We start from the raw sequence: 19063 nt of genomic DNA, 5'->3' as shown, positions 1-19063 counted from the left end.
CCAAGCATGTTAACAGTTGGCACTTATACTCGAATTTTTATTGTGAATAATAAAGGGAAGGTGATTACCGCACACCAATAAGAAACCCGGGGCTTATTGCGTGGCGTTTAATATAAATAAAGGAACGGGTCATAAAGCCTGTTCCTTTGTACTTGTAAAACGAAAGCTAGGGCATTAGTATAAATATATATTGCCAAGTTAGGGAGTAGGAAAAAGTATGAGTGATATACATAAAAAGATTAAAAAGAAGCAGTTTGCTCCAGTGTATTTACTGTATGGAACGGAAGCGTTTTTTATAAATGAAACGATAAAGCTTATTACAACAGAAGCGCTTGAAGAGGAAGATCGCGAGTTTAATGTTGTGACATATGATTTAGAAGAAGCGTATTTAGAAGATGTGGTTGAGGATGCACGTACACTTCCTTTTTTCGGGGAACGTAAAGTGATATTAATAAAATCACCACTATTTTTAACTTCACAAAAAGAAAAATTAGAGCAAAATATAAAAATTTTAGAAGAATATATTGGGGAGCCTTCTCCATTTTCTATTCTTGTTTTTGTTGCGCCTTACGAAAAACTTGATGAACGAAAAAAAATTACAAAACTATTAAAGAAAACAGCGGATGTAGTAGAAGCGAATGCGATGCAAGTGCAGGATGTTCAGAAGTGGATTGTTGCTCGTGCAGATGAAGTACATGTGCATATAGATAATGCAGCTGTTAGTTTGTTGTTAGAGCTTGTGGGAAGTAATGTAACGATGTTGGCGAAGGAAATGGACAAGTTAACGTTATACGTCGGTATGGGCGGAGAGATTACACCGAAACTCGTTGGGGAGCTTGTACCAAAATCGGTTGAACAAAATGTGTTTGCTTTGACAGAAAAAGTGGTAAAAAAAGATATTGCGGGTGCGATGCAAATTTTGGATGGATTATTTACGCAGCAAGAGGAACCAATTAAACTGCTTGCGTTATTAGTAAGTCAATTCCGCTTGCTCTATCAAGTGAAAGAGTTACAGCAACGTGGTTATGGACAAAATCAAATTGCGTCTCATATTGGTGTGCATCCATATCGTGTAAAGTTAGCGATGAATCAAACGAAGTTTTTCTCTTTTGAAGAATTAAAAAAAGTGATTATAGAATTAGCGGAAGCTGATTATAGTATGAAGACCGGAAAAATGGATAAGAAACTTGTACTTGAGTTTTTCTTAATGCGGTTAAATCATATGTGATGAAACAAAAAGTTCACGTGCTTAGCACGTGAACTTTTTGTATATAAAAAAACGATCCAAATGGATCGTTTTTTAAACGCCTTACGCGTTTACTTGTTTCGCTAAGCGAGATTTTTGACGAGCTGCAGCGTTTTGGTGGATAAGACCTTTACGAGCTGCTTTGTCAAGTTTTTTAGAAGCAGTTTTGAAAGCTTCTTTAGCATTTTCAAGATCGTTATTAGTAACTAAAGCTTCTACAGTTTTAACAGCAGAACGCATGTCAGACTTGATAGAAGCGTTATGTGAACGACGCTCTTCGCTAAGTTTAGCGCGTTTGATAGCAGATTTGATGTTTGCCATACTTTTCACCTCCCTGGTGCAATCGAATGACTCGATTCTTAACATAGAACAAGTGATATTCTATCAAACGGTGAAGAGAATTGCAATAGTATATCAATGAAATTTCACGTAAAGGAAAGAATGACCTTATATAACTTTGGGAAATCTAACGATATTTACTATGAATTACGGAGGAGATACGATGAGAGAACCATTAGATTTAAGTAAATATAGTGTTAGAACGGACCTTGCTGTCGAGGCACATGAAATGCTGCAAGAGAGTCAAGAAGAGCAAAAAGGGATACAAGGAGTTATTGTCAAAGAGAGGGAAGAAGAAGGTATTACCATTACAAAAGTAACGATTGATGAAATTGCCTCTGAATCGATGGGTAAAAAACCTGGGAGTTATTTAACGCTTGAAGTACAAGGCATACGTCAACAAGATACGGAACTGCAACAAAAAGTAGAGCGCATTTTTGCAAAAGAATTTTCTTATTTCTTAGAAGAGGTTGGCGTTACGAAAGAAGCGAGTTGTTTAATTGTTGGTCTTGGGAATTGGAATGTAACGCCAGATGCGCTTGGACCAATCGTTGTAGAAAATGTATTGGTAACGAGACATTTGTTTCAATTGCAGCCTGAAAGTGTAGAAGAAGGGTTTAGGCCTGTTAGTGCAATTCGGCCGGGGGTAATGGGAATTACAGGAATCGAAACGAGCGATGTCATTTATGGAATCATTGAGAAGACGAAGCCAGACTTTGTCATTGCAATTGATGCATTAGCTGCCCGCTCTATTGAACGAGTAAATAGTACGATACAAATTTCTGATACGGGAATTCATCCTGGATCGGGTGTTGGGAATAAGCGTAAGGAACTTAGTAAAGAAACATTGGGTATTCCTGTTATCGCGATTGGTGTTCCGACTGTGGTTGATGCAGTTTCGATTACAAGCGATACAATTGATTTTATTTTGAAACATTTTGGAAGGGAGATGAAAGAAGGAAACAAACCTTCCCGTTCTTTGTTGCCAGCCGGTTTTACATTTGGAGAAAAGAAAAAATTAACAGAAGAAGATATGCCGGATGAAAAGAGTCGGAATATGTTTTTAGGTGCTGTAGGTACACTGGAAGATGAAGAGAAGAGAAAATTAATTTATGAAGTGTTATCTCCTCTTGGTCATAATTTAATGGTGACTCCGAAAGAAGTGGATGCTTTCATAGAGGATATGGCGAATGTAATAGCGAGTGGTTTAAATGCAGCCTTGCATCATCAAATTGACCAAGATAATACAGGAGCATATACACATTGATGGGAAGAGACGATAATCGTTTAAGCCGTTTTTCGCTTTTATGTATATGTAGTGCGGCCTTATGTTTACTTATGATAATAGCAGGGGTGGCACTTGCTAATCATGGTTTGAAAAGTATGAAAGGTTATCAGCAAATGTCGTATGAACAAATCGCTCATATGACAGGAACAGAGGGTGCGGGTGCTGAATCAGAAATTTTGGAGGGTTCATTTTCCGCTACTGAAAAACAAAAACAATTAGAAAGCTTAAAAAGCTTTAATGTTGTAGAAGGAATTGGTATGGCAATAGCAAGTGCTACTTATGAAGTAACAAAGTTCGGAACGGATATAGTTGTTGGGAAAGTGAGAGAGATTTTTAGTTAAGGGTAGCAGGAAGAACGGTTGTCTTACCATTTTGTACGACAGCCGTTTTTAAATTTGAAAAAAGTTTGTCTCTTATGGTTTGTTCGCATAAGATATAGATAGAATGATTTGTATTGTAAGCAGCACGAGTTTTCATTGAATCTTTGCTGCTCTATTGATATAATCAGTGCTAGTGTATATTGGCGAGACTATTAGGAGTTGAGAACATAGATGAACAAAGAAGAAAGAGCAAAAAGACAGTCCAAAATCCGTAATTTCTCTATCATTGCTCATATTGACCACGGAAAATCAACGTTAGCAGACCGTATTTTAGAGAAAACAAACGCGTTAACACAACGTGAAATGAAAGCTCAATTGCTTGACTCTATGGATTTAGAGCGTGAGCGCGGTATTACAATTAAATTAAATGCAGTACAACTAACGTATAAAGCGAAAGACGGTGAAGAGTATATTCTTCACTTAATCGATACTCCAGGACACGTCGACTTTACGTACGAAGTATCTCGTAGTTTAGCGGCTTGTGAAGGTGCGATTCTTGTTGTGGATGCAGCACAAGGGATTGAGGCGCAAACATTAGCGAACGTATATTTAGCGCTTGATAATAATTTAGAAATATTACCAGTTATTAATAAGATCGACTTACCAAGTGCGGACCCAGAACGTGTACGTCAAGAGGTAGAAGATGTAATTGGTTTAGATGCATCGGAAGCTGTACTTGCTTCAGCGAAAGCTGGTATTGGTATTGAAGATATTTTAGAACAAATCGTTGAAAAGGTACCAGCTCCAACAGGGGATTCAGAAGAGCCTTTACAATGTATGATTTTCGATTCTTTATATGACCCGTACCGCGGTGTAATTGCATATATCCGTGTTGTAAATGGAACGGTAAAAGTTGGCGATAAAGTACGTATGATGGCAACTGGAAAAGAATTTGAAGTAACAGAAGTAGGTGTGTTTACACCGAAAACAACGCAACGTGACGAGTTAACAGTAGGTGATGTAGGTTTCTTAGCAGCATCTATTAAAAACGTAGGTGATACACGCGTAGGTGATACAATCACACATGCAAAACGTCCGGCTGCAGAGGCGTTAGCAGGTTATCGTAAATTAAACCCGATGGTATTCTGTGGTTTATATCCAATCGATTCTGCACGTTACAACGACTTACGTGATGCGTTAGAAAAATTAGAGTTAAACGATTCTGCTCTTGAGTTTGAACCAGAAACATCTCAAGCGCTAGGATTTGGTTTCCGTTGTGGTTTCTTAGGACTTCTTCACATGGAAATCATTCAAGAACGTATTGAACGTGAATTTAAAATCGATTTAATTACAACAGCACCAAGTGTTATTTATAAAGTTTATTTAACGAACGGTGAAGATGTTATTGTTGATAATCCATCTAATATGCCGGATCCACAATCTATTGATCGTGTAGAAGAGCCGTTTGTGAAGGCTTCAATTATGGTTCCGAATGACTATGTTGGAGCTGTAATGGAAATTTGCCAAGGTAAACGTGGAACGTTTATTGATATGCAATATTTAGATGAAACACGTGTTACACTAACATACGAAATCCCGTTATCAGAAATCGTATATGACTTCTTCGATCAGTTGAAATCAAATACGAAAGGATATGCATCGTTTGACTACGAGTTAATTGGTTACAAACCATCGAAACTTGTGAAAATGGATATTCTTTTAAATAACGAACAAGTCGATGCTCTATCATTTATCGTACACCGTGATTCAGCGTATGATCGTGGTAAAGTAATCGTAGATAAATTAAAAGAATTAATTCCAAGACAACAGTTCGAAGTACCAATTCAGGCGACTATCGGAAACAAGGTTGTAGCACGTTCTACAATTAAGGCGATGCGTAAAAACGTACTTGCGAAATGTTACGGTGGTGACATTTCTCGTAAGCGTAAACTTCTTGATAAGCAAAAAGAAGGTAAAAAACGTATGAAGTCTGTTGGTTCTGTAGAAGTACCGCAAGAAGCATTCATGGCTGTACTGAAAATGGATGACAACTAATAATGGATTGTTATTTCATGCGGATTGAGATAAAAAAGAAGTCGTTTATACGGCTTCTTTTTTTATGTATAATTACTTTTTAGACAACGTAGCTTCTCTCATTTACAATAGTGAGGTGGCTATATTTATGAATGATTGATATAGAGTTAGGAGACTATTAATGTCCGAAAATATTCGAAAAGATATTCACGAAAAAATACAAAATGGCAATTTTAATTGTGAAAAGGAATTGACGCTTTCTATTATTAGCGGGAAGTGGAAAGTTGTGATACTGTGGCATCTTGGTGTGGAAGGGCCTCATCGTTTTAGTGAATTACAACGATTATTCCCAAGCATTTCTCATAAAGTTTTGTCGAACCAATTAAAAGAGTTAATGGAAGATGGGATTGTTGACCGAACGGTATACCCAGAAATTCCTCCGCGAGTAGAGTATTATATGACGGAATTAGGCATGTCGCTTTTACCGATCGTTGAAATGATGTATGATTGGGGAAAAATGCGAATGGAGCAAATTCGTAATACGTTAGAGAAGTGAAGATTCCTCCGGAGTGCGGAGGTTTTCTTTTTAGAAAGGTAGGAGTTATATTTGGTTCAAGCTGCATATATTCATATTCCATTTTGTCAGCATATTTGTCACTATTGTGATTTTAATAAAGTGTTTATTGAACGCCAACCGGTCGATCAATATTTAGAGTATTTAGAGAAAGAAATAATAAATACAGTTCAAAAAGTACCGTTTGATAGTATGAAAACGATTTTTGTTGGTGGAGGAACTCCGACAGCTTTAAATATGGAACAGACAAAAAAGTTGCTAGATATTATAAACCGTCGCTTACGTCCGTTTGCCCCAAATTGTGAATTAACATTTGAAGCGAATCCAGGTGATTTACCAAAAGAGAAGTTAAATGTATTGCTAGAAGGTGGAGTGAACCGAATTAGTTTTGGTGTGCAAACATTTCGGGATGAGTTGCTTGAGAAAATTGGGCGTAAGCATACGAGGAAAGATGCATTTGTAGCAATTAGAGAAGCGCAGGAAGTGGGCTTTAAAAATATAAATGTAGATATTATTTATGCTCTGCCAGGGCAGACGATAGAAGATGTAAAAGAAACATTAGACATTGCTTTTACGCTTGGTGTACAACATTTCTCAGCATATTCATTAATTGTGGAACCGAAAACTGTGTTTTATAACTTAATGAATAAAGGGAAATTAAGACTTCCAGGTGAAGATCATGAAGCGAAAATGTATGAAATGGTAATGGATGAAATGGAGAAACACGGCTATAGCCAGTATGAAATTAGCAATTTCTCAAAAGGTGATAATGAAAGTAGACACAATCTCACATACTGGAATAATGAGGAGTATTATGGATTTGGAGCTGGAGCGCATAGTTATGTAAATGGAGAACGTATCCAAAATGTAGGGCCGCTCAAGCAATATTTCAATAAAATCGATGAAACTGGATTTCCGTATTTAGATGTTCACGCGGTGACGGAGAAAGAAAGAATGGAAGAAGAGTTGTTCTTAGGACTTCGAAAAACACAAGGTGTATCTAAAATATTGTTTCAAAAGAAATTTAATATGGAGATGAATCAAGTTTTCGCGAAGCAGTTGCAAAAAAATCAAGAACAAGGATTGCTTGAAGAGAAAGATGGATATGTTCGTTTAACGCGAAAAGGAAAATTATTAGGGAATGAAGTATTCCAATCATTTTTGATTGACTAATTAAATGTTCCATAAACGTGAAAAAGTTTCATTATTTCGTGACGTTTCCGTTGACAATTGAATGTCAATTTTGGTAAGTTATTAATAGATTTAGCACTCGAAGACAAAGAGTGCTAACAGAGGTGATGATGAGATGCTTACGGAACGTCAGCTCTTAATTTTACAAACAATTATTGATGACTTTATTGGATCAGCGCAACCTGTTGGGTCGAGGACGTTGGCTAAGAAAGATGAAATTACGTTTAGTTCAGCTACTATTCGAAATGAAATGGCTGATTTAGAGGAACTAGGATTTATTGAGAAAACGCATAGTTCTTCAGGACGTGTTCCTTCTGAAAAAGGATATCGTTTTTATGTAGACCATCTTTTAGCGCCGCAAAACTTACCGAACGATGAAATTGTACAAATTAAAGATTTATTTGCTGAAAGAATTTTTGAAGCGGAAAAGATTGCACAGCAATCGGCTCAAATTTTATCAGAGCTTACGAATTATACGGCCATTGTTCTTGGACCTAAGTTAAGCACAAATAAACTTAAAAACGTACAAATTGTACCGCTTGATCGTCAAACTGCAGTCGCTATTATTGTAACGGATACAGGGCATGTACAAAGCAAAACGATTACCGTTCCGGAATCTGTTGATTTATCAGATTTAGAAAAAATGGTTAATATTTTAAATGAAAAGCTGTCGGGTGTACCAATGGCAGAACTGCATAACAAAATCTTTAAAGAGATTGTTACAGTTTTACGTGGATATGTTCATAATTACGATAGTGCAATAAAAATGTTAGATGGTACATTTCAAGTTCCTTTATCGGAAAAGATATACTTTGGAGGTAAAGCAAATATGCTTTCGCAACCAGAGTTCCATGACATTCACAAAGTAAGATCCTTGCTGACGATGATCGATAATGAAGCCGAATTTTATGACATTTTGCGTCATAAACAAGTAGGTATTCAAGTGAACATTGGTAGGGAAAACTCTGCGACGGCCATGGAAGATTGTAGTTTAATTTCTGCAACATATTCGATTGGAGAAGAACAGCTTGGAACAATTGCTATTTTAGGTCCGACAAGAATGCAATACTCTCGGGTAATTAGTTTGTTACAGTTATTTACGAGGCAATTTACTGATGGACTTAAAAAGTAAATGAGAGTAATACATTCGCTCAAGTAATGAAATTTTCATTGCTGTGTGTAATATATAATGCTTAAGGAATTGTGTTCAGCATAATACCTAATACCTTTTAAGGAGGTGAATATTGTGGAAGAGCGTAACGAACAAGTGGTAGAAGAAGTAAAAGAAGCGCAAGTTGAAGAAGCTGTCACGACAGAAAACAGTGAAAAAACTGTAGAAGAAAAAAGTGAGGCTGCTCTTTTACAAGAAAAAGTAGATGAGTTACAAGCGAAGCTAACGGAAACGGAAGGTCGCACATTACGTCTACAAGCTGATTTTGAAAATTATAAGCGTCGTGTCCAAATGGATAAACAGGCTGCTGAAAAATATAGAGCACAAAGTCTAGTTTCAGATATTTTGCCAGCTCTTGATAATTTTGAAAGAGCGATGCAAGTGGAAGCAACTGATGAGCAAACGAAATCCTTGTTACAAGGTATGGAAATGGTGCATCGTCAATTGCTAGAAGCGCTGACTAAAGAAGGCGTTGAAGCGATTGAAGCTGTTGGTAAACAGTTTGATCCTAATGAACACCAAGCTATTATGCAAGTGGAAGATAGTGAATTTGAATCAAACGCGGTAGTTGAAGAATTCCAAAAAGGTTATAAACTAAAAGACCGTGTGATTCGCCCATCAATGGTAAAAGTAAATCAATAATTTACATAAAAGTAGGAGGATTCGCCATGAGTAAAATTATCGGTATTGACTTAGGTACAACAAACTCTTGTGTAGCTGTTATGGAAGGTGGAGAACCAAAGGTTATCCCAAATCCAGAAGGAAACCGTACAACACCTTCTGTTGTAGCTTTCAAAAATGAAGAGCGTCAAGTTGGGGAAGTTGCAAAGCGTCAAGCAATTACAAACCCAAATACAATCATGTCTGTTAAACGTCATATGGGTACAGACTACAAAGTAGAAGTTGAAGGTAAAGATTATACACCTCAAGAAATTTCTGCAATCATTTTACAAAACTTAAAAGCTTCTGCTGAAGCATACTTAGGTGAAACAGTAACGAAAGCTGTTATTACAGTACCTGCATACTTCAACGATGCAGAACGTCAAGCAACAAAAGATGCTGGTCGTATCGCTGGTTTAGAAGTTGAGCGTATCATTAACGAACCAACAGCAGCAGCGCTTGCTTACGGTTTAGAAAAACAAGATGAAGAGCAAAAAATCTTAGTATATGACTTAGGTGGCGGTACATTTGACGTATCTATCCTTGAGTTAGCAGATGGAACATTCGAAGTTATTTCAACTGCTGGTGACAACCGTCTTGGTGGAGATGACTTTGACCAAGTTATTATTGACCACTTAGTAGCTGAGTTCAAAAAAGAAAATAACATTGATTTAAGCCAAGATAAAATGGCACTTCAACGTTTGAAAGATGCAGCTGAAAAAGCGAAAAAAGATCTTTCTGGCGTAACACAAACACAAATTTCATTACCATTCATTAGTGCTGGAGCTGCTGGTCCATTACACTTAGAATTAACGTTAACAAGAGCGAAATTCGAAGAGATTTCAGCAGGTCTTGTTGAAAGAACGTTAGAGCCAACTCGTCGTGCATTAAAAGACGCTGGTTTTGCTCCAAGCGAATTAGATAAAGTTATCCTTGTTGGTGGATCTACTCGTATCCCAGCTGTACAAGAAGCTATTAAACGTGAAACTGGTAAAGAACCATATAAAGGTGTAAACCCTGATGAAGTTGTAGCATTAGGTGCTGCAGTTCAAGGTGGCGTACTTACTGGTGATGTAGAAGGCGTACTATTATTAGACGTAACTCCACTTTCTTTAGGTATTGAAACTATGGGTGGTGTGTTCACGAAATTAATCGAGCGTAACACTACAATTCCAACAAGTAAGTCACAAGTATTCTCAACAGCTGCTGATAACCAACCGGCAGTAGACATTCACGTATTACAAGGTGAGCGTCCAATGTCAGCTGACAACAAAACATTAGGTCGTTTCCAATTAACAGACCTTCCACCAGCACCACGTGGTATTCCACAAATCGAAGTAACATTCGATATTGATGCGAACGGTATCGTTAACGTACGTGCAAAAGACTTAGGAACAAGCAAAGAGCAAACTATTACAATCCAATCTTCTTCAGGTCTTTCTGATGAAGAAGTAGATCGTATGGTACAAGAAGCGGAAGCAAATGCTGACGCTGACCAAAAACGTAAGGAAGAAGTTGAACTTCGTAACGAAGCTGACCAACTTGTATTCCAAACGGATAAAGTTGTAAAAGATTTAGAAGGTAAAGTGGATGCGGCTGAAGTTGCAAAAGCAACAGAAGCGAAAGAAGCATTACAAGCTGCGATCGAGAAGAACGAGCTTGAGGAAATCCGTGCGAAAAAAGACGCTTTACAAGAAATCGTACAACAATTAACTGTTAAATTATACGAGCAAGCTCAAGCAGCTGCAGGGCAAGCAGAAGGTGCACAAGGAGCACAAGATGCTGGCGCGAAGAAAGACAATGTAGTAGACGCTGAGTTCGAAGAAGTAAAAGAAGATAAGTAATATAAATAAGTAAGATGACAAAAAGTCAAAGTCAAGCGTGCCTTGACTTTGGCTTTTTTCACGAATGAAAAGAAAAGTGTGAGGTTCTTAAGTTTTTTACTTTGCATACTGTAAGTGAGGAAACTTTGTTGCAAAGCACTTTCTTTCGGTGTTAAAATTACGTTTATGTGAAAGATTCGGGGGTTGTAAATTTATGAGTAAACGAGACTATTATGAGGTCCTTGGACTTAGCCAGGGTGCTTCAAAAGATGAAATAAAAAAAGCGTATCGTCGTTTGGCTAAAAAATACCATCCAGACGTAAGTAAAGAAGAAAATGCAATTGAAAAGTTTAAAGAAGTACAAGAAGCATACGAAGTATTAAGCGACGATCAAAAGCGCGCGCAATATGATCAATTTGGTCATGCTGGTGCAAATCAAGGTTTCGGTGGCTTTGGCGGCGGAGGAGACTTCGGTGGTGGCTTCGGTTTCGAAGATATCTTTAGTTCGTTCTTTGGCGGCGGTGGCGGTAGACGTCGTGATCCAAATGCTCCGCGTCAAGGTGCTGACTTACAATATCAAGTTACTTTAGAGTTTGAGGAAGCTATTTTTGGTAAAGAATTAAATGTTGAGATTCCAGTAGAAGATCCATGTGATACTTGTAAAGGTAGCGGAGCGAAACCAGGAACTTCAAAAGAAACATGTAAACATTGTTCAGGATCAGGGCAAGTAAGTGTAGAACAAAATACACCATTTGGTCGTATTGTAAACCGTCAAGCTTGTGGTCATTGTTCAGGAACTGGTCAAATGATTAAAGAAAAATGTACGACATGTCACGGTTCTGGTAAAGTACGTAAACGTAAAAAAATCAATGTTAAAATTCCAGCAGGTATTGATAATGGTCAACAAATTCGTGTATCTGGAAAAGGTGAAGCGGGCGTAAATGGCGGACCGGCAGGAGATTTATATGTTGTTGTTCATGTGAGAAATCATGAATTCTTTGAGCGTGAAGGAGATCACATTATTTGTGAAATGCCATTAACATTTGCGCAAATGGCACTTGGTGCTGAAGTGGAAGTTCCTACTGTTCATGGGAAAGTGAAGCTGAAAATTCCAGCAGGAACACAAACAGGAACAGAATTCCGCTTAAAAGGAAAAGGTGCTCCGAACGTACGTGGATACGGTCAAGGAGATCAATATGTAGTCGTTCGTGTTGTTGTACCGACGAAATTAACTTCACATCAAAAAGAGTTATTACGTGAATTTGCGGGACAAGAAGAGCAGGATGATAGTTTATTTGGAAAGCTTAAACGTGCTTTCAAAGGGGAATAATGGAAATAAAAAATGGAGTTGGTAAATTGTGAAATGGTCAGAAGTTAGTATTCATACAACAGAAGAAGCAGTAGAAGCTGTCTCTCATATTTTACATGAAGCTGGTGCTAGTGGAGTTGCGATTGAGGATCCAGCGGAGTTGACGAAAGAGCGCGAGCAACAATATGGTGAAATTTATGCATTGAACCCAGATGAATATCCGGCGGAAGGTGTATTAATAAAAGCATATTTCCCACAAACGGATTCTTTACAGGAAACGATTGCGGGTGTAAAATCATCTATTGATATGCTTCCATCTTACGACATCGAAATTGGTACTGGAAATATTACCGTTAACGAAGTCAATGAAGAAGATTGGGCTACTGCTTGGAAAAAATATTACCATCCAGTACGAATTTCTGATACATTCACAATTGTGCCGACGTGGGAAGAATATACACCAGCTTCTCCGGAAGAAAAAATTATTGAATTAGATCCAGGTATGGCGTTTGGGACAGGAACTCACCCGACAACAACGATGTGTATTCGTGCTTTAGAAAAAACAGTTCAGCCAGGTGATACTGTCATTGATGTAGGAACAGGTTCTGGTGTACTTAGTATTGCAGCGGCAAAATTAGGTGCGTCTTCTGTTCAAGCGTATGATTTAGATCCGGTTGCAGTGGAAAGTGCAGAAATGAATGTACGTTTAAATAAAACAGATGATATCGTGTCTGTTGGGCAAAATAGTCTTTTAGAAGGTATTGAAGGTCCTGTTGATTTAATCGTAGCTAACTTATTAGCAGAAATTATTCTTTTATTCCCTGAGGATGCAGCAAGAGTTGTGAAGTCGGGCGGATTATTTATTACATCGGGCATTATTGCAGCGAAGGAAAAGATAATTTCTGAAGCGCTAGAAAAAGCTGGATTTACAATTGAAGAAGTATTACGAATGGAAGATTGGGTAGCAATTATTGCACGAAATGCGTAATATAGATTTTAGTTTATAATGAAAAGGGGGAGTCTCTCACTATAAGGTGAGGGACTTGCCGTTTGTTATATGAAAAAATGATAACGTTTCGTTCTTTTCGTAAGTGTTGACTTACGAAAGGAACGAAACTCTACTAAGGTGATTATATGCAACGTTATTTTGTAGAAGAGAAATATGTAAATGAGACAAGTATTCGCATTGTAGGTGATGACGTACATCATATTGCAAGAGTGATGCGTATGTCAGCTGGCGATCACATTTATTGCTGTGTAAACGGAAAAACAGCAGTATGTTCAATTGATGAAATTACCAGTGAATTTATTAATACGGCTATTGTAGAATGGGTAGAGGCGTCAAGTGAACTTCCTGTTTTCGTGACGATTGCAAGTGGACTGCCAAAAGGAGACAAGCTAGAGTTAATTTTCCAAAAAGGAACTGAGCTTGGGGCGGCCGCATTTTTACCATTTCAAGCATCTCGCTCTATTGTAAAATGGGATGCGAAAAAAGCTGATAAAAAAGTTGAGCGTTTAAGAAAAATTGTGAAAGAAGCTGCGGAACAATCGCATAGAAGCGAAATTCCAGAAGTGCATGCTCCGGCATCATTTAAGCAATTGCTTTCAATGAGTAATGAGTATGATGTATGTCTTGTTGCGTACGAAGAGGAAGCAAAACAAGGTGAGAAATCCAATTTTGCTAAAGCTTTAACGACGATGAAACCAGGCCAAAAACTATTGATTGTATTTGGACCAGAAGGTGGTTTAGCGGAGGAAGAGATTACTACGCTTCGTGAACATAAATTTGTACCATGTAGTTTAGGACCAAGAATTTTAAGAACAGAAACGGCGCCGTTATATGCGTTAAGTGCTGCTTCGTATCATTTTGAATTGATGGGGTGATGATCAATGTCAACTGTTGCGTTCCATACGTTAGGTTGTAAAGTAAACCACTATGAAACAGAGGCCATTTGGCAATTGTTTAAACAAGGTGGATATGAAAGAACTGAATATGAAAAGAAAGCTGATGTATATGTTATTAATACGTGTACAGTAACGAATACGGGGGATAAGAAAAGCCGTCAAGTTATTAGACGTGCTGTTCGTCAAAATCCGGATGCGGTTATTTGTGTAACGGGATGTTATGCACAAACATCTCCAGCGGAAATTATGGCGATTCCAGGTGTAGATATTGTAGTTGGTACACAGGATCGTGAAAAGATGTTAGGATACATTGAAGAATTCCGCAAAGAGCGTCAACCAATTAATGCGGTCCGCAACATTATGAAAACACGTGTATACGAAGAACTGGATGTACCTTATTTCACGGATCGTACACGTGCATCTTTAAAAATACAAGAAGGTTGTAATAATTTCTGTACATTCTGTATTATTCCTTGGGCACGTGGTTTAATGCGTTCTCGTGATGGAAAAGAAGTTATTAAACAAGCACAGCAATTAGTAGATGCAGGTTATAAAGAAATCGTATTAACAGGTATTCATACAGGTGGGTACGGTGAAGATATTAAAGATTATAACTTAGCTGGATTACTTCGTGATATGGAAGCGGAAGTAGGCGGATTAAAACGTCTTCGTATTTCTTCTATTGAAGCGAGTCAGATTTCAGATGAAGTAATTGAAGTGTTAGATAAGTCTGAAGTTGTTGTACGTCACTTGCACATTCCATTGCAATCTGGATCTAATACTGTATTAAAGCGTATGCGTCGTAAGTATACGATGGAATTTTTCCAAGAGCGTTTAGATCGATTGAAAGAAGCGTTACCAGGCCTTGCGATTACATCGGATGTAATTGTTGGTTTCCCAGGTGAAACAGAAGAAGAATTCATGGAAACATACAATTTCATTAAAGAGAATCGCTTCTCTGAGTTACACGTATTCCCGTACTCAAAGCGTACAGGAACACCTGCAGCGCGTATGGAAGATCAAGTTCCTGAAGATGTGAAGAATGATCGTGTTCATCGTTTAATTGAACTATCTAACCAATTAGCGAAAGAGTATGCGTCACAGTTTGAAGGGGAAGTGCTTGAAATCATTCCGGAAGAGCAATTTAAAGAGGGCGACCGTAAAGGGTTATATGTAGGCTATACGGATAACTACTTAAAAATTGTATTTGAAGGATCAGAAGAGTTAATTGGTAAGCTAGTGAAAGTGAAAATTACGAAAGCTGGTTATCCATATAACGAAGCGCAATTTGTTCGTGTTCTTGAAGATGATGTAAAAAAAGAATCAGCAAGCGCATAAAACGAAACTTTAATCAGTGGGGTTTTTGTTCCTCCCCACTAATTATCAGCCGGATTCCTACCTAAGTTCTTTGCTTGTGCTGAATTTTGAGGTGGGGGGTCTTACTGCCCGGCAAATAGCGGGATAAAAAAAGCATGCAAACGGAAACGATTTGCATGCTTTCTTTTTTTTCGTGGAGAAGTTAAGTACTGAAAAAGGCAGGTACGTCGAATGAGTAGTCGTTTCGTACATTCCTGCATTAAAAAAGATGTAATGATAAAAATATAGTTGTCTTCAGGGAAAAGGATAATAGCTATCTACGTAGCTTTTGAACAGGAAAGGGCATCTATTCTTCTTTTATTCTGCCAAATAGTTGACCTGAAGTGATAAAATGTATTATAATCGTAAAAGACATGCTGAAGAAGGGTTTCTTTTTGCATGCTGAAATTAGTATGTAAGTGTGATGTTTCGGAGGGAGGGAAAGAGAATGTCAAAAACAGTCGTTCGTAAAAACGAGTCTTTGGAGGATGCACTTCGCCGTTTTAAAAGATCGGTTTCTAAAACTGGTACACTTGCTGAAGCAAGAAAGCGCGAGTTTTATGAAAAACCAAGTGTAAAACGTAAGAAGAAATCTGAAGCGGCAAGAAAGCGTAAATTCTAAGAGAGGGTGTAAGTGATGAGTCTTCTCGGTCGTTTAAACGATGATATGAAACAAGCGATGAAGAATAAACAAAAAGAAAAATTAACCGTTATTCGTATGGTTAAGGCTGCTTTACAAAATGAAGGTATTAAACTGCAACATACTCTTACTGAAGAAGAGGAATTAACAGTTTTAGCTCGTGAAGTAAAACAGTATAAGGACTCCCTCCTTGAATTTAAAAAAGCTGGTCGTGAAGACCTTGTTAATAAACTGCAAAGTGAAATTCAGATTTTAAGCGCATATTTGCCGGAGCAATTAACAGAAGAAGAACTAGCGAATGTAATTAAGCAAGTTATTTCTGAAGTTGGTGCAACTTCTAAAGCAGATATGGGTAAGGTGATGACTGCTGTTATGCCGAAAGTAAAAGGTAAAACAGACGGATCACTTGTGAATAAGTTGGTTATCCAGCTATTAGCATAAAAAAACGTCTCATTTCGTATGAGACGTTTTTTTATGCTTTTTTTCAGTTTGGACGTGATATTACAAGCTCTTTTTTCATACATATGGGATGAGAGGGGGTCTTTTGAGATGAAAAAATTAGAACAAATGAAGAATTGGTTAACAAAGCAAATAGACCTGCCAGTGGATGTGCTAATGGATCTACCTCGGATCACGCTTGTTGGGCAAGTGCATATCTATATAGAAAATCATCGGGGTTTATTAGTGTTTTCAGATAAAGAAGTAAGATTGTTATTAAAGCACGGTCAATTATTAATTAAAGGGCAATCCTTTATTATTAAAACAATCCTTCCAGAAGAACTTTTGCTTGAAGGAATAATTGAGCAAGTGACGTTTTTAGAAAACGAAAAAAAAGAGGAGTGAGGGAAACTTCCATATGTGAAGTTTTTCTTCGTTATTTTCGTGATTTAACCTTACTATTCAGTTTATCTCGCTATTTATGGGTGGTAGAACTCTTTATTTTATTTTCGTACGAGCTATTTTGCTAATTAAAGTGAAAAAAGTAGTGTGTATACTTTTGGAAAGGTAGTGGAGATAGTAGATGAAAAATAAATGGTTTATAAAATGGCTTGGATATGTAAAAGTACGAATTGAAGGTAGAGGAGCGGAACGGTTCGTTAACGAATGTGTACGTAGAAAATTATTAGTTTGGGATGTTAAGAAGATTGCTGATGAAACGTTAGTTTTTTGTATGTTATTACGAGATGTGAAGAAAATAAAACCAATTTATAGAAAAAATGAATGTAAACTATATTTTATTGGGCGTTACGGTTTTCCCTTTTTGAATAAGCGTTTAATTAAAAATAGTGGATTCTTAATTGGTTTTTTAATTTTCTTTTTTGGCATGATTGCATTATCCAATATGGTTTGGAAAATTGAAATTACAGGGGCGAAACCTGAAACAGAATATATATTGATGAAAGAATTGGACAAAATGGGTATTAAAAAAGGGAAATTACAATTCCAAATGCCTAATGTAGAAGATGTACAACGTCATTTGACAGACAATATTAATGCGATTACTTGGGCGGGACTAGAAATAAGAGGAACGACGTATCATTTTAAAATTGTTGAAAAAAACGAGCCGAAAAAAGAAAAGGAACAAAGGCCGCAAAATTTAGTAGCAAAAAAAGAAGCGATTGTGACAAAAACATTTGTTGAAGTAGGAAAACCAGTCGTCTTGAAAAATGACCATGTCGAAAAAGGGCAGCTTCTCGTATCAGGGGTATACGGTAATGAGGAGAGTCCGACGATTGTTTCGGCGAAAGGTATTGTATATGGAGAAACGTGGTATACATCTGAGGTGAATGTACCACTGAAGACGCAATTTCAAGTATATACTGGCAATGCATATAATGAGCATTACCTTACATTTGGGAGTGCGAAAATAAAAATATGGGGATTTCAACATGATAAGTATAAACGCTCTCGTACTGAAAGTGTAAAACACGATGTGAAACTATTTGGTTTTACACTGCCGATCGCGTATGAAAAAGATATTGTACGAGAAGAGGAAGAAGCGAATCGGGAATATACTGAAAAACAGGCAATGAAAGTAGCGAAAGAGATGGCTGAAAAAGAACTAAAGAAAAAATTGGATGAACATGCTATGATTGTAAGTGATAAGATTTTGAGTAAAGAGGTTGAGGCGGATCAACTAAAAGTCACATTGCATTATACTGTGATCGAAAATATTGCAGAGCCACAACCAATATCCGAATCCGATATTCAAGGAGACTGAGTAATGGCAGAACAATTAGTAGAAATGAACCAACAATTGGAAAATGCTAACGAAGCAATCGCTCTTTTTGGAGTCAATGATGCTCATTTGAAAGTAATTGAACGGGAATTGAATGTATCGATTGTAACTAGAGGTGAAACTGTTCATGCATCTGGAGCAGTTGAAACTGTGACACTCGTAGAAAAAATCTTACAGCAATTACTTGTTGTTATTCGAAAAGGTATATCAATTACAGAAAGAGATGTTGCGTATGCAATTCAGCTCGCACAACAAGGGAAAATTGCTCAATTTGAAGAGTTATATGAAGAAGAAATCTTTAAAACGGCAAAAGGTAAATCCATTCGTGTAAAAACAATGGGGCAAAGAAGATATATTCATGCAATGAAGAAGAATGATATTGTATTTGGAATGGGACCTGCTGGGACTGGGAAAACATACTTAGCTGTAGTAATGGCTGTGAGAGCTTTAAAGCAAGGGTATGTAAAGAAAATCATTTTAACGAGACCGGCTGTAGAAGCTGGAGAAAGTTTAGGTTTTTTACCAGGAGATTTGAAAGAGAAGGTAGATCCGTATTTACGTCCATTGTATGATGCTTTGCACGATATTCTTGGACAAGAATATACGCAACGTATGATGGAGCGAGGGGTAATTGAAATTGCACCTCTTGCTTATATGAGAGGGCGTACGCTCGATGATTCATTTGTTATTTTAGATGAAGCGCAAAATACAACGGGTGCACAAATAAAAATGTTTTTAACTAGATTAGGTTTTAGTTCTAAAATGGTTATTACGGGGGACCCTTCACAAGTAGACTTACCAAAAGGGGTAAAATCAGGGCTTTCGCTAGCTTCTAACATTTTATCTGGTGTATCAGGTCTTTCATTCATTACATTAGAACAAACGGACGTTGTGAGGCATCCGCTGGTGCAACGTATTATTGAGGCATATGATAAAATGGAATGATCCTATTTGTCAGGATCATTTCT

General features: G+C 37.4%; 19 protein-coding genes. 18 read left to right on the top strand and 1 reads right to left on the bottom strand.

Translation table 11 applies throughout. The annotated features are described in order from the left end of the window. Positions 1-217 precede the first annotated feature (217 nt). Positions 218-1228 carry a DNA polymerase III subunit delta gene (gene holA / locus ACLBWW_RS03215; protein WP_001279932.1) on the top strand — a complete coding sequence of 337 codons (1011 nt, stop codon included), beginning with the start codon at positions 218-220 and terminating at the stop codon, positions 1226-1228. Positions 1229-1309: 81 nt separating this feature from the next. Here holA and rpsT read toward each other — a convergent pair whose 3' ends face one another. Next, positions 1310-1567 carry a 30S ribosomal protein S20 gene (gene rpsT / locus ACLBWW_RS03210; RefSeq protein ID WP_001274014.1) on the bottom strand — a complete coding sequence of 86 codons (258 nt, stop codon included), beginning with the start codon at positions 1565-1567 and terminating at the stop codon, positions 1310-1312. 181 nt (positions 1568-1748) lie between these two features. On the opposite strand from rpsT, the gene gpr reads away from it, so the two are divergent. The 17 genes from gpr (at position 1749) to ACLBWW_RS03125 (ending at position 19040) form a co-directional block, all read left to right on the top strand. Then, entirely contained in the window at positions 1749-2852 is a 1104-nt protein-coding gene (gene gpr, locus ACLBWW_RS03205) for a GPR endopeptidase (RefSeq protein WP_048541507.1), read from the top strand. Continuing rightward, a complete protein-coding gene (locus tag ACLBWW_RS03200; RefSeq protein WP_048541509.1) occupies positions 2852-3214 on the top strand; it encodes a YqxA family protein in 363 nt (120 codons plus the stop codon). The genes gpr and ACLBWW_RS03200 overlap by 1 nt, the downstream gene beginning before the upstream one ends. A gap of 210 nt (positions 3215-3424) precedes the next feature. Beyond that, positions 3425-5248, top strand: a complete 1824-nt coding sequence (gene lepA / locus ACLBWW_RS03195; protein ID WP_048541511.1) for an elongation factor 4 — start codon at positions 3425-3427, stop codon at positions 5246-5248. Positions 5249-5408: 160 nt separating this feature from the next. Further along, positions 5409-5783 carry a winged helix-turn-helix transcriptional regulator gene (locus ACLBWW_RS03190; RefSeq protein WP_001293536.1) on the top strand — a complete coding sequence of 125 codons (375 nt, stop codon included), beginning with the start codon at positions 5409-5411 and terminating at the stop codon, positions 5781-5783. Positions 5784-5834: 51 nt separating this feature from the next. After that, positions 5835-6974, top strand: a complete 1140-nt coding sequence (hemW, locus tag ACLBWW_RS03185; RefSeq protein ID WP_098630316.1) for a radical SAM family heme chaperone HemW — start codon at positions 5835-5837, stop codon at positions 6972-6974. A gap of 133 nt (positions 6975-7107) precedes the next feature. Then, positions 7108-8124, top strand: coding sequence for a heat-inducible transcriptional repressor HrcA (gene hrcA, locus ACLBWW_RS03180; protein ID WP_000954947.1), 1017 nt, complete (start codon positions 7108-7110; stop codon positions 8122-8124). Between the two features lie 114 nt (positions 8125-8238). Further along, the gene (gene grpE / locus ACLBWW_RS03175; RefSeq protein WP_000392716.1) at positions 8239-8805 is read left to right on the top strand and encodes a nucleotide exchange factor GrpE; all 567 of its coding nucleotides are present in this window, start codon (positions 8239-8241) and stop codon (positions 8803-8805) included. 26 nt (positions 8806-8831) lie between these two features. Then, on the top strand, positions 8832-10667 hold the full coding sequence (dnaK, locus tag ACLBWW_RS03170; protein ID WP_000034697.1) for a chaperone protein DnaK: 1836 nt from the start codon (positions 8832-8834) through the stop codon (positions 10665-10667). A 193-nt stretch (positions 10668-10860) separates the two neighbouring features. Continuing rightward, complete coding sequence (gene dnaJ / locus ACLBWW_RS03165) at positions 10861-11976, top strand: chaperone protein DnaJ (protein ID WP_000043954.1); 1116 nt, start codon at positions 10861-10863, stop codon at positions 11974-11976. 28 nt (positions 11977-12004) lie between these two features. Next, on the top strand, positions 12005-12943 hold the full coding sequence (gene prmA, locus ACLBWW_RS03160) for a 50S ribosomal protein L11 methyltransferase (protein ID WP_048541517.1): 939 nt from the start codon (positions 12005-12007) through the stop codon (positions 12941-12943). 146 nt (positions 12944-13089) lie between these two features. Further along, positions 13090-13839, top strand: a complete 750-nt coding sequence (locus ACLBWW_RS03155) for a 16S rRNA (uracil(1498)-N(3))-methyltransferase (protein WP_064474770.1) — start codon at positions 13090-13092, stop codon at positions 13837-13839. Positions 13840-13845: 6 nt separating this feature from the next. After that, positions 13846-15198, top strand: coding sequence for a tRNA (N(6)-L-threonylcarbamoyladenosine(37)-C(2))-methylthiotransferase MtaB (mtaB, locus tag ACLBWW_RS03150; protein ID WP_000108688.1), 1353 nt, complete (start codon positions 13846-13848; stop codon positions 15196-15198). Positions 15199-15664: 466 nt separating this feature from the next. Continuing rightward, positions 15665-15838, top strand: coding sequence for a 30S ribosomal protein S21 (gene rpsU, locus ACLBWW_RS03145; protein WP_000048061.1), 174 nt, complete (start codon positions 15665-15667; stop codon positions 15836-15838). A 15-nt stretch (positions 15839-15853) separates the two neighbouring features. Continuing rightward, a complete protein-coding gene (locus ACLBWW_RS03140) occupies positions 15854-16297 on the top strand; it encodes a GatB/YqeY domain-containing protein (protein ID WP_000054579.1) in 444 nt (147 codons plus the stop codon). A gap of 108 nt (positions 16298-16405) precedes the next feature. Next, positions 16406-16699, top strand: a complete 294-nt coding sequence (yqfC, locus tag ACLBWW_RS03135; protein ID WP_000732264.1) for a sporulation protein YqfC — start codon at positions 16406-16408, stop codon at positions 16697-16699. Positions 16700-16877: 178 nt separating this feature from the next. After that, entirely contained in the window at positions 16878-18077 is a 1200-nt protein-coding gene (gene yqfD, locus ACLBWW_RS03130; protein ID WP_048541519.1) for a sporulation protein YqfD, read from the top strand. Between the two features lie 3 nt (positions 18078-18080). Then, entirely contained in the window at positions 18081-19040 is a 960-nt protein-coding gene (locus tag ACLBWW_RS03125) for a PhoH family protein (RefSeq protein WP_000840500.1), read from the top strand. Positions 19041-19063: the final 23 nt, after the last annotated feature.

The sequence above is a fragment of the Bacillus sp. M5A3_1b genome, from assembly GCF_053345335.1.
The sequence above is the reverse complement of the archived record's forward strand: the minus strand, read 5'-3'. Positions and strand labels throughout refer to the sequence as shown.